This window comes from Pseudomonas caspiana (assembly GCF_040224095.2).
Taxonomy (GTDB): Bacteria; Pseudomonadota; Gammaproteobacteria; order Pseudomonadales; family Pseudomonadaceae; genus Aquipseudomonas; species Aquipseudomonas caspiana.
Genome location: NZ_CP167995.1, coordinates 722,813 through 735,074 on the forward strand (window position 1 = coordinate 722,813; position 12,262 = coordinate 735,074).

The window sequence follows — 12,262 nt, forward strand, 5'->3', positions numbered from 1 at the left end:
GAAGGCATGTTGGCACAGAAGGCGGGCCAGCTTCCAACCGAGAACTGCCCGGTTCTGGTTCTGTGATTAAAGCCCCATTCGCCGTCGTGCCCGATGAATGGAGGCATTGCGAACCGCCCAGCGCAACACCGGCGCGCTGCGTTTTACCCCTGCGCGGATCATGCGGCGCTTGAGTGCGGTTTGCTGCACCCCCAGCATGTCGCTCGCCCAGTGCGGTAACAGATCAATGCCCGCCTGCATCATCAGCGCGCCCATGGGCTTGGCCAATAAGCTCGGCGCGGGCGCATTCAGCAGAATTTGCAGCACTTCCCGGCTGCGCATGTCGCACAGCAACTGAGGCCGTATCTGTTCGAGATATTCAGCAATGGCCCGTACCGAGCGGGGCACGTTCCGGGCGCCTAAACGTTCTGCGATCACGGCAGTTTCGTCGTAGTACTTATCCTGATCTGCCAATGACAATTCCGGATTCAGGTAACGAAGATGCGCCGCGAGAAAGTTGCTGACTTCGGCCACGTGCACCCACGTCAGCAGATCTGGATCACTTGCAGCGTAAGGTCGGCCATCCGGCGCTGTACCGGTAACGTTTAAGTGGATGGTCCGGACTTTATCGATCAGCCAGTTGGCGTCGTGGGTAGAGCCGAACGTGGTGCCCGAAATGAACTGCCCGGTGCGCCGCAGCCGACCGAGCATGTCCTGGCGGAAGTTGGAGTGATCCCACACGCCAGCCAACGCCAAGGGATGCAGGGCTTGCAGCATCAGCGCGCTGATGCCGCCGATCAACATGGAGGGGAAGTCGCCATGTACTTGCCAGCAAATGGCTTCTGGCCCGAACAGACCCGGATCGCCCTTGGGATTTTCCAGATCGAGTTGGCCAAGTGACAAGCCCGTAAGGCTCATCACCTGGGTTTCGATACGACTGCGGATGAATTCCATGGGGGCTCGTTAACAACGCTTTCAGGAGTGGTAAACGCGATAGCAGGACAAGCGCATACCCTTGGGAGGCTTGCCCGCGATTCAGGCGCTGCTGTTGTTCAGGCAGGTTGTGTAAACCTTCATCGCGAGCAAGCTCGGCTGCCACAGGGTATTTAATTTCAATTCGAGAGCATGGTCGTTGCCGCACTCCTTGGCAGCGACCATGCCCCGCTTCGCTCAACGATTCAAGCGTTTGTCGATCAGCCCCTCTACCACGCTGGGATCAGCCAGGGTCGAGGTGTCTCCCAGGGAGTCGAGTTCATTGCAGGCGATCTTGCGCAAAATGCGCCGCATGATCTTGCCCGAGCGGGTTTTCGGCAGGGCCGGAGCCCACTGAATCAGCTCCGGTTTGGCAAAGCTGCCGATTTCTGTGCTGACATGGGCCAGCAATTGTTTCTTCAACTCATCGTTGGCATCGACACCGTCCATCGGCGTGACAAAGGCATAAATACCCATGCCTTTAACGTCGTGCGGATAACCGACCACAGCGGCTTCAGCGATGCTGTCGTGCAGCACCAGCGCGCTCTCGACTTCTGCCGTGCCGATGCGGTGGCCAGACACGTTGATCACATCGTCAACACGGCCGGTGATCCAGTAATCGCCATCTTCATCGCGTCGCGCGCCGTCACCTGTGAAGTAGTAGCCGGGGAAGGGCTTGAAGTAGGTGTCGATCATGCGCTGATTATCGCCATAAACACTGCGGATTTGCCCCGGCCAACTTGCTTTGATCACCAACAGCCCGCTGGTCGGACCCTCGATCACTTTGCCTTTTTCGTCCAGCAGAACGGGCTGCACGCCAAACATCGGTTGGGTCGCGCAACCCGGCTTGATTGGGCTGTTGCTGATCAGCGGGGTCATCATGATGCCGCCGGTTTCGGTCTGCCACCATGTATCGATGATAGGGCAGCGCTCTTTGCCTACCTCGCGGAAATACCATTCCCACGCTTCCGGGTTAATCGGCTCGCCGACGCTGCCGAGCAGTCGCAGGCTTTCACGGGAAGTGGATTGCAGCGGTTTCGGACCTTCACGCATCAAGGCGCGCAAGGCGGTTGGCGCTGTGTAGAAGATATTGACCTGATGTTTGTCGATGACCTGCCAGAACCGCGAAGCGTCGGGATAGTTGGGCACGCCCTCGAACATCAACGTGGTCGCGCCGTTGGCCAGCGGTCCGTACGCGATGTAGCTGTGGCCAGTGACCCAGCCGACGTCGGCGGTACACCAGAACACCTCGCCATCACGGTAATCAAAAGCGTACTTGAAGGTCATGGCGGCTTGTAGCAGGTAGCCGCCGGTGGAGTGCAGCACGCCCTTGGGTTTACCGGTGCTGCCGGAGGTATAGAGAATGAAGAGCGGATCTTCGGCGTCCATCTCTTCGGGTGGACAGTCGTCGCTGACGCTGGCCAGGCTTTCGTGATACCAGATGTCCCGGTCGGCCACCCAGTCGACTTTGCCCTTGGTTCGCTGCACCACCAGGACGGTGCTGACGTTCGGGCAGCTTTGCAGCGCCTTGTCGACGTTTTGTTTCAGCGGGACTTGCTTGCCACCGCGCACGCCTTCGTCGGCGGTGATCACGGTGTGGCAGTCGGCGTCGAGAATCCGGTCGCGCAGGGCTTCAGGCGAGAAACCCCCGAACACCACCGAATGCACTGCGCCAATGCGCGTACAGGCCAGCATTGCGTAGGCGGCTTCCGGGATCATCGGCATGTAGATGCAAACCCGATCGCCTTTTTTAACGCCTCGGCTTTTCAGCACGTTGGCCAGTCGGGCGACGTGGTGGTGGAGCTGTTTGTAGGTGATTTCAGCGGAGTCGGCGGGATTGTCGCCTTCCCAGATAATCGCAGTCTGGTCGCCGCGATTCTTCAGATGGCGGTCGATGCAGTTGTAGCTGACGTTGAGTCTGGCGTCTTTGAACCATTGGGCTGAGCCCGTTTTGATGTCGGTTTCCTGCACGGCGCTCCAGGGAGCAAACCAGTCGAGAAACTGTTTGGCCTGCTCGGTCCAGAACTGATCGGGCTGCTCAATGGATTGGCGGTACAAGCGCTGATAATCAGAATGGCTGAGTTGTGCAGCCTGGCGCACGGCTTCTGCCTTGGGGAACTTGCTGATGTCGAACATGACGGTTCCTTATTCTTGTGGAGTCATCAAAGAATAGGAGCTTGTTGGGGCGGGGTGGGTTCAATTGGGTAGGGATGACACGTGCCCGCTCTGTAGGAGCTGCCGAAGGCTGCGATTGGCTGTGTGTCAGGCTGGCCGCCTTCGCAGCCTTCGGCAGTTGCTACAGACGTGGCTTTGTTGTTACGAACGCTAACGAAATGGGCGAAATATAGGCCGATTCCGACAGACTTCTCCCTTTCCTCTGAGTGAAGTTTCCTAGAAAATCCTGACCCCTTGCGTGGGTGGATTTTGCTCTCTAGGCTGCGCCGGTCACTGCTCATCAGTGATCGGGTTTAGCAGCCTGTTTCGCAATTTCTACGACGCGCTTTACCGCTTATGGCGGCTTTGCGTGGGGCACTTTCGAGTGCGCCGGTTTTGTAGGTTGCGCCGGTCTGCTAACCCGCGACAAAGTCGCCACCCTTGTTTGTTTAGCAGCGAATATCCGGTGGCCTTAACGTGAGGCAACCTATATGAAAAAAGTAACGCCGGATCCACCAGACATTTCCCTCGAAGAATCCCTGCTGCACGTCAGCGAACTCCTGCGTTGCGCCGCCGCGACGGCGTACGAGTCCGGTGACAGCCTCAACGGCCCGAAGCGCGACCTGGCGTTTTCGGTGGTGCATTTGATTGGCATGGCCAGAACTGAACTGGATCGCTCGTTGGCGCGGATTGAGGCGCACTGAATCTGGCTTGCAATACCATCCATTTGGGAGCGGGACTTGGTCTGGGCGGCATTCTGACGATAAAGGCGCCTCGGTCTGTCAGGTGCACCGGGGCGCCGTTATCGCGGGCAAGCGCGCTCCTACAAGGGCTTAAAACACAAAACCCGCCGTCTCTTGCGAGAGCAGCGGGTCTGGGTGTTGCTTGAGGCCAATCAGCCGCGGTGACGGCCGCGGAAGTAGTTGATCAGGCCTTGGGTCGATGCATCGTCGGCAGGTTCGTCGGTGCCGCCGGTCAGGCGCTGATAAACAGCTTTACCCATTTCCTTGCCCAGCTCCACGCCCCATTGGTCAAAGGCGTTGATGCCCCAAACTACGCTCTGCACGAACACCTTGTGTTCATACATAGCCACCAGCGCACCCAGGCGGCGAGGGCTGATGCGCTCGACCACCAGGGTGTTGCTCGGACGGTTACCTGGAATGACCTTGTGCGGTGCAAGCTTCTGCACATCGTCTTCGCTCAGGCCTTTGTCACGCAGTTCGGCTTCGGCTTCGGAGCGGGTTTTGCCGATCATCAGGGCCTGACTCTGGGACAGGCAGTTGGCGTACAGCCACTGATGGTGATCGGAAACCGGGTTGAAGCTGACAATCGGCACGATGAAATCAGCCGGGATCAGTTGGGTACCTTGGTGCAGCAGCTGGTGATAAGCATGCTGGCCGTTGCAACCTACGCCGCCCCAGATCACCGGGCCAGTGTCAGTCAGCGCAGGCGTGCCATCCTGACGGACGCTTTTGCCGTTGGATTCCATGTCCAGCTGTTGCAAGTGCTTGGTGATGTTACGCAGGTAGTGGTCGTAAGGCAGGATCGCGTGACTCTGCGCGCCCCAGAAATTACCGTACCAGACGCCCAGCAAGCCCAGCAGCACCGGCATGTTCTGCTCGAAAGGTGCTGTCAGGAAATGTTGGTCCATGGAATACGCACCGGACAACAGTTCCTTGAAGTTGGACATGCCGATGGCCAATGCAATCGGGAGGCCAATGGCCGACCACAGCGAGTAACGACCGCCAACCCAGTCCCACATCGGGAAGATGTTCTCTTCGCGAATTCCGAATGCCACCGCTGCAGCGTTGTTGCTCGACACGGCAATGAAGTGACGATACAGCTCTGCTTCGGAACCGCCTTGTGCCAGATACCAGGCACGCGCTGCGGTCGCGTTTTTGAGGGTTTCCAGCGTGGTAAAGGTTTTCGACGATACGATGAACAGCGTCGTCTCGGCGCGCAGCTTCATGGTCAGCTCGTGGAATTCACTGCCATCGATGTTCGCCAGATAATGGCAGCGCACGCCTTTTTGCGCGTAGGACAGCAGCGCTTCAGACACCAGCTCAGGACCGAGGAACGAACCACCAATGCCAATGTTCACCACGTCGGTGATCGGCTTTTCGGTGTAACCGCGCCACAGGCCATCGTGAATGCGCCCGACCAGATCAGTCATCTGGTTGAGTACTTTGTGCACTTCAGGCATCACGTTGACGCCGTTGACCTGCAGCTTGTCGCCCACCGGACGACGCAATGCGGTGTGCAGTGCCGGACGGCCTTCGGATGAGTTGACCAGTTCGCCGTCGTACTGCGCCTTGATGGCGTCTTTGAGGCCCACTTCATTGGCCAGCTTGACCAGCAAGTCGCGTGTTTCGGTATTGATCAGGTTTTTCGAGTAATCGAGAAACAGTCCGCAACTGCTCAGGGTGAATTGGCTGAAACGCTGCGGGTCAGCATTGAACGCTTCGCGCATGCTGAAATCCTGCATGGCTTGGCGGTGTTGGTTCAGCGCCTGCCATGCGGGCAGGGCGGTCACGTCAGAAGGGGTGCGGTAGTACGCCATCGCTGCGGGTTTCCTTGTACTTGGAACTGGCTAAACACTGAAAGCGAAGATAAGCAGACTTTTTAATCGTGGCACCAAGACTAAACATAATGTGCGGCTGTGTCTGCGCCTGAACTGCTTGGTGCCCGGTACTATTTCACACGTTGCTGTCTGTTGGATGAACAGCAACCGTATTTGGTGCGTCAGGCAACCGGTACGAATAGGGCATTGCGGGTGTGGCTAAGTTCATTGCTGTAGGACCACCTTCAGCCGGGAGAGGGCCGATACATTCGCTGCACATCCTTCGTGGGAGCAATGTCCTCGCGGCTAAAACCACTCCTGTCAAAAAAATATAACTACCTGATTTGGAATGCTTTTTACTGTAGGAACTCACGAGCGCCGCGAGGCAGCGACAGCGATCTGCCTGATACACCGCCATCGCGGCCTCGCGGCCTCGCGGTGCTCGTGCGCTCCTACAGGTCATGTGTATACCCCGAGACAGCGCGGTGCCATGGACACCGGGGCCGCTCCTACGAGGATGGTGTCAGTTAAGGCCTCAATGCTCCCGGTTCAAATGCAGGTTGTCGATCAGCCGGGTCTTGCCCATAAACGCTGCCGCCAGAACCACCAGATCGCCATCTTGCTCAGTCGCAGGACGCAGGCTGGTGGCTTCGCGGATTTCCAGATAGTCGGGCCGAAATCCTGCAGCTTCGAGCTGGCGCTTGCCCGCATCCAGCAAGGTAGCGAAGTCTTTGTCGCCGCCATCAACCGCTGCGCCGATCTGCTGGATGACCTTGTAAAGCACAGGCGCGGTCGCGCGCTGTTCTTCATTGAGATAACCGTTGCGCGATGACAGCGCCAGGCCGTCGTCGGCGCGAACGGTAGGTTCACCGATGATCTGGATCGGCATGTTCAGGTCGCGAACCAGCGCGCGGATGACAGCCAGTTGCTGGAAGTCTTTTTCGCCGAACACGGCCAGATCAGGCTGGACCATGTTGAACAGCTTGCTGACAACCGTCGACACACCGTCGAAATGGCCGGGGCGACTGGCACCGCACAGACCTTCGGAAATAACCGGCACGCTGACCACGGTCTGATCCGTCATGCCATGCGGGTACATTTCTTCTACGTTAGGCGTGAACAGCAAATGACAGCCCGCTTCGATCAGTTTTTCCTGATCGGCGGCCAGTGTGCGAGGGTAGGTCGCGAGGTCTTCGTTGGGGCCGAACTGCATCGGGTTGACGAAAATGGTCGCTACGACGAAGTCAGCGCGTTGTGCTGCTTTGGTCACCAGGGCCGCATGGCCGCTGTGCAGATTGCCCATGGTAGGCACCAGGCCGATCCGTTTGCCTTCACTGCGCGCACGAGCGATAGCAGCGCGCAATTCGCGTACGGTTTTTACTGTGTTCATGCCGAGAATCCGTGTTCAGTGCCGGGGAAGCTGACGTCTTTGACTGCGCTGACATAGGCGCGCAACGCTGCCTGGATGTCAGGCTGGCCGATCATGAAGTTCTTCACGAACTTGGGCACGCGCCCGGTAATTGAAAGGCCAAGCATGTCATGCATGACCAGCACCTGACCGTCAGTGGCGCTGCCCGCGCCAATGCCGATGACCGGTATTTTCACCGCATGGCTGATTTCCTGAGCCAGCTCGCTCGGCACGCACTCCAGTAGAATCATCGCCGCACCTGACTGTTCCAGGGTGATCGCGTCAGCACGCATTTGCCGCGCCTGGGTTTCCAGACGGCCCTGAACCTTGTAACCGCCCAGTACATTGACCGATTGCGGGGTCAGACCCATGTGCGCGCAGACAGGAATGCCGCGATCGGCCAGCAGCCGAATCGACTCAGCCAGCCACGCTGCACCTTCAATCTTGACCATGTGCGCACCGGCTTGCATTAGCGCAGCGCTGTTGGCGTAGGTTTGCTCAAGGGTGGCGTAGGACATGAAGGGCAAGTCAGCCATGATCAGCGCGCCCTGATTGCCGCGTTTAACGCTGGCAACGTGATACGCCATGTCGGCGGTGGTGACGGGCAGCGTGCTGTCATGTCCTTGCAGGACCATCCCCAACGAGTCGCCGACCAGCAGGATTTCGACGCCGGCCTCGTTGGCGGCATGGGCAAAGGTCGCGTCATAGCAGGTCAGCATGGTGATCTTTTCACCTTTCTGCTTGAGTGCCTGCAACGACGTTACGGTGATATCTGGCATGGAAAAGTCCTCTGTCAGGCGCGGTGAACACTACGGCGAGCAGCGCGTGAGATTCATCCTGGATAAGCAGGTACACCGTCGTGTGCGGTGTTTGAAAGCTGCCTGCTTGCGCCCATAAGCCAGCGAACGGGCTGGCGGGACGCCTATCTTCGTGACGAGGGGGGATTAAGTCAATTGCCTGCATTACTGGTTGAGCTACCGGATCAGCGCTGTGTTACCGGGCGCCTGGCTATTACGCCTTAGGCACCAAACGCTCAATGCCTTCAAACGGGCATCGGGTCAGTAATTTGCTCAGGGAGCGGCCGTCGGCCAGTTGCAAATCGGGCGCAAGTTCAGCCAGCGGGTAAAGCACGAAAGCCCGGGCCTGCATGTGGTAATGCGGCACTTTGAGGCGTGGTTCGTCGATCAGGCGCTCGCCGAATACCAGAATATCGAGGTCCAGTGTCCGCGGGCCCCAGCGCTCGGTGCGTTCACGGCCTTGGTCCAGTTCGATGGCCTGGAGCGCGTCGAGCAGGGCAAGAGGTTCCAGGGTGGTGTCCAGCGCAGCAACGGCGTTGGTGTAACGCGGCTGGTTGGGCAACAGCGAGTCACTTAAATAAAAGGACGAAACGCCAACCCACTTGCTCTGCGGCAGCCTTGCCAATGCCCTGATGGCATGGCGCAGTTGCTCGGCGGGGGCAGCCAGATTGCTGCCCATACCTATATAGACGCGTTCCAAGCTGTGTTACTCGCCTGATGCAGCCGGTTCGCCACCGGCACGCTTGCGTTTGGCGCCGCTGCTGCGACGACGTTTACGCGGGGCACCCGCTTCGGGTTTACTGCCCAGTTCGCTGATCATAGTCCGACGTTCGCTGTCGTTGGCGTCCTGATAGTCAGTCCACCAATCGCCCAGGCCGTCGGTTTCTTCGCCGGCGCTTTCACGCAGCAGCAAGAAGTCGTAACCGGCCCGGAAGCGCGGGTTGTCGAGCAACAGGTCGGCACGCTTGCCGGAGCGGCGCGGCAGACGTTCCTGCATGTCCCAGATTTCCCGGATCGGCATGGTGAAGCGCTTCGGAATCGCGATACGCTGGCACTGCTCGAGGATCAGCTCGTTGGCCGCTTCCTGCATGGCAGGGATTGGCGGCATGCCGCGTTCTTGCAGGCGCAACACTTTGGCTGGCAGCGCAGGCCACAGCAGGGCCGCGAACAGGAATGCCGGAGTCACCGGTTTGTTCTGTTTGATCCGCAGGTCAGTGTTGGCCAACGCCTGGCTGATCAGTGTGTGGGTATAAGTCGGACGGTATTCCAGAGCCTTGGCGCTGGCCGGGAATAGCGGGTCGAACAGTTCCAGATCCACCAGCATTTCAAAGGTGGGTTCGGCGTAACCGGACAGGAACAGCTTGAGCACTTCTTCGAACAAGCGTGCCGACGGAATATCGCGCAGCATCGGTGCCAGAGGACGAATCGGCGTGGCGCTGTGCTTTTCGATACCGAAGTCCAGCTTGGCGGCGAAACGCACGGCGCGCAGCATGCGGACCGGGTCTTCCTTGTAACGCTGTTCTGGATCGCCAATCAGGCGGATCAGGCGATTGCGAATGTCGTGTACGCCGTTGGCGTAGTCGAGGATGCGCTCGCTGACCGGATCGTAATACAGGGCGTTGATCGTGAAATCGCGGCGTTGGGCATCGTCTTCAAGAGTACCGTAAACGTTGTCGCGCAGAATCCGGCCGCTTTCGTTACGCGAGGACTGGTTGCTGTCCTCTTCTTCGTCGTCTTGCGGATGATTGGCGCGGAATGTGGCGACTTCGATGATTTCACGACCGAAATGGATGTGAACCAGCTTGAAGCGACGGCCAATGATGCGGGCGTTACGGAATTCGGCACGGACCTGTTCAGGCGTGGCGCTGGTGGCGACGTCGAAATCCTTGGGCGTGATGTTCAACATCAGGTCACGAACGCAGCCGCCGACCAGATAGGCCTGATAGCCGGCATTTTGCAGGCGCTCAACGATATTCACCGCATAACGGCTGAATTGACCGCGTTGCAGCGAGTGTTGGCTGCTGTTGAGCACTTCAGGCGTGCTGCGAATATGTTGCTGCGGTTTACGCAGTGGAGTACGGAATGACTGGAACAGCTTCTTCAGCATGGGATGCACTGTTTGAAGGAATATTCGGCCATAAACGAAGAATGACCGCATGATGGGCGGGGATTCTAGCATTTAGTCAGGGGATGGTGTAGGAAGCTGCGCGATGGCGTTAAACCCAGTAGAGCTATGTGATTGTCTGTAGGAGCGCACGAGCACCGCGAGGCCGCGATGGCGGTGTGTCAGACAGAACGCTATCGCTGCCTCGCGGTGCTCGTGAGCTCCTACGGGGGATCGCATCAATTCTGGGGATTGGCTGTATCAGGAGGGAATAATCTTCAGAAGCTACTGGGGGAGCCGAAGCTCCCCCAAAGTGTGTGCTCTTATTTTTATTTTGTCTGTGGGCTTCTTGTTTTTGTTGAGTGCCCATTCACGAGACTTTCGTCTGTGAAACCTCCCAATCGGGAGTCAAGAGCAAACGGATTGCTTTGGTCGCTGTGTTGCAATGATCATTCGATCCAACCAGTTCAGGCGCTACCTATGGGTAGTTTTTGTTGTTCTCGGCCTGGTTGCGGGGCAAGCCCCAAATACAACGCCTCTCCAAAAGAATCAGTTAGCTGCGCCTCCGCCGTGTTGTTCTTGTTATGCGTGAGTCGATTCGTATTGTTTTTATTATGGTGTGTTGCACTGCGTGTTTTTGTTGTTCTTGTACTAGAGATATAGCAGGACCTGTGCCAACTTTTGAAAACCCTTTAAAACCGGGGGCTGTAGCCATTCAGGTTTTTTGCAGGCCTAAAAAAGCCGGGGTTTTCGTTACCGTAAACCCCGGCTTTTGTTACGTACCTCGTGTGAGGTAACAGTTTCCGGATTGCCCGGAACGTGCAGGCCAGAGCCTATGCACCATCAGATCAGGTTTCGCTGGCGACGCCTTTGCGACGTGGGATGCCCAGGCGCTGACGACGTTCCCACAGGCATTTACGACTGACGCCCAGTTTGCGCGCCAGCTCTGTCTCGGTCATGTGGTCCTGATGTTCCAGAACGAAATGCTGGAAGTAGTCTTCAAGGGACAGATCTTCCGTAGGCTCATGGCTGGTGGAACTGGCAGAACCTTGTTGCGGTGCCAGGCCAATGAAATCTTCATCGTCCAGGTCGCTCAGTTCGACGTCGATGCCCAGCAGCTCAGCGCAGATCTCCGGGCTTTCACACAGAATGACTGCTCGCTCCACGGCGTTTTCAAGCTCACGCACGTTACCGGGCCAAGTGTATTGGCGGATGGCAAGCTCGGCGTCGGGCGCGAACCTCAGGTCGTTACGACCGGCTTTCAGGCTTTGACGAGCCAAAAAGGCACGGGCGATATCCAGCACATCGTTACCGCGTTCGCGCAATGCCGGGAGCTTCAAGGCAATGACGTGCAGACGGTAATAAAGGTCTTCGCGGAACTGGCCGACTTTCGCCAGGCTTTTCAGGTCCCGGTGGGTAGCCGCGATCAGGCGCACGTCCACTTTCTGTGATTGCACGGAACCCACGCGACGAATCTCGCCTTCCTGCAGAACACGTAGTAACCGCGCCTGTGCTTCCAGTGGCAACTCGCCGATTTCGTCGAGGAACAGGGTGCCGCCATCGGCCGCTTCTACCAGCCCCGCACGACCCGCGCTTGCGCCCGTAAAGGCGCCTTTTTCATGGCCAAACAGTTCGGACTCGATCAGCGTTTCCGGGATCGCCGCGCAGTTGACCGAGATCATGGGTGCTTTTGCGCGACGCGACAGGTTGTGCAGGGCGCGGGCCACCAACTCTTTACCTGTTCCGGATTCACCCTGAATCAGAACGTTGGAGTCGGTTGGGGCCACTTTGCGGATCTTGCTGTAGAGATCCTGCATGGGCGCGCAGGAACCAATGATGCCGATCTCGCCATTACTGTTATCAACACCGGCTTTATCCGGGTTGGCAGCTTTGGCGGCATTACGGTCAGCCTGCATGCTTTGCACGGTTTGGCGATCACGCAGGATGCGGGCAACCGCTTGCAGCATTTCGTCGTGATCGAATGGCTTGGCGATGTAATCGACGGCACCCATTTTCATGGAGTCTACTGCCGAGCGCAGGCTCGCATAGCTGGTCATGATCAGCACCGGTTTGCCCTCGCCGAGCTTTATCAGCTCAGTGCCGGGAGCTCCGGGCAAGCGCAAATCGCTGACGATCAGATCAAACGAGGGAATGCTGAAACGTTCCTGGGCTTCCTGCACCGAACCTGCTTCGCTGACCTGATACTGGTTACGTTCCAGCAGGCGACGCAGGGCGGAGCGGATGATGGTTTCGTCTTCGACGATCAGAATATGGGGCATTTATTCAAT

Annotated in this window: 9 protein-coding genes; 1 reads left to right on the top strand and 8 read right to left on the bottom strand. The window is 58.0% G+C overall.

Going from position 1 to position 12,262, the window contains the following annotated elements; all coding sequences use genetic code 11:
- Positions 1–66: 66 nt before the first annotated feature.
- Both ABRP31_RS03295 and acs read right to left on the bottom strand, forming a co-directional pair.
- Positions 67–933, bottom strand: a complete 867-nt coding sequence (locus ABRP31_RS03295) for an oxygenase MpaB family protein (RefSeq protein WP_349971358.1) — start codon at positions 931–933, stop codon at positions 67–69.
- Positions 934–1,149: 216 nt separating this feature from the next.
- Positions 1,150–3,087: an acetate--CoA ligase gene (gene acs, locus ABRP31_RS03300; protein ID WP_349971357.1), complete on the bottom strand. Its 1,938-nt coding sequence runs from the start codon at positions 3,085–3,087 to the stop codon at positions 1,150–1,152.
- A gap of 509 nt (positions 3,088–3,596) precedes the next feature.
- On the opposite strand from acs, the gene ABRP31_RS03305 reads away from it, so the two are divergent.
- Positions 3,597–3,809: a DUF6124 family protein gene (locus tag ABRP31_RS03305; RefSeq protein WP_349971356.1), complete on the top strand. Its 213-nt coding sequence runs from the start codon at positions 3,597–3,599 to the stop codon at positions 3,807–3,809.
- A gap of 191 nt (positions 3,810–4,000) precedes the next feature.
- Here ABRP31_RS03305 and pgi read toward each other — a convergent pair whose 3' ends face one another.
- The 6 genes from pgi to ABRP31_RS03335 form a co-directional block, all read right to left on the bottom strand.
- The gene (gene pgi / locus ABRP31_RS03310; RefSeq protein WP_349971355.1) at positions 4,001–5,665 is read right to left on the bottom strand and encodes a glucose-6-phosphate isomerase; all 1,665 of its coding nucleotides are present in this window, start codon (positions 5,663–5,665) and stop codon (positions 4,001–4,003) included.
- 535 nt (positions 5,666–6,200) lie between these two features.
- A complete protein-coding gene (panC, locus tag ABRP31_RS03315) occupies positions 6,201–7,055 on the bottom strand; it encodes a pantoate--beta-alanine ligase (protein WP_349971354.1) in 855 nt (284 codons plus the stop codon).
- On the bottom strand, positions 7,052–7,852 hold the full coding sequence (panB, locus tag ABRP31_RS03320; RefSeq protein WP_349971353.1) for a 3-methyl-2-oxobutanoate hydroxymethyltransferase: 801 nt from the start codon (positions 7,850–7,852) through the stop codon (positions 7,052–7,054). The genes panC and panB overlap by 4 nt, the downstream gene beginning before the upstream one ends.
- Positions 7,853–8,084: 232 nt before the next feature.
- Positions 8,085–8,549: a 2-amino-4-hydroxy-6-hydroxymethyldihydropteridine diphosphokinase gene (gene folK / locus ABRP31_RS03325; protein WP_087266452.1), complete on the bottom strand. Its 465-nt coding sequence runs from the start codon at positions 8,547–8,549 to the stop codon at positions 8,085–8,087.
- A gap of 27 nt (positions 8,550–8,576) precedes the next feature.
- The gene (locus tag ABRP31_RS03330) at positions 8,577–9,977 is read right to left on the bottom strand and encodes a polynucleotide adenylyltransferase PcnB (RefSeq protein WP_087266451.1); all 1,401 of its coding nucleotides are present in this window, start codon (positions 9,975–9,977) and stop codon (positions 8,577–8,579) included.
- A gap of 845 nt (positions 9,978–10,822) precedes the next feature.
- A complete protein-coding gene (locus ABRP31_RS03335; protein ID WP_087266449.1) occupies positions 10,823–12,253 on the bottom strand; it encodes a sigma-54 dependent transcriptional regulator in 1,431 nt (476 codons plus the stop codon).
- Positions 12,254–12,262 lie beyond the last annotated feature (9 nt).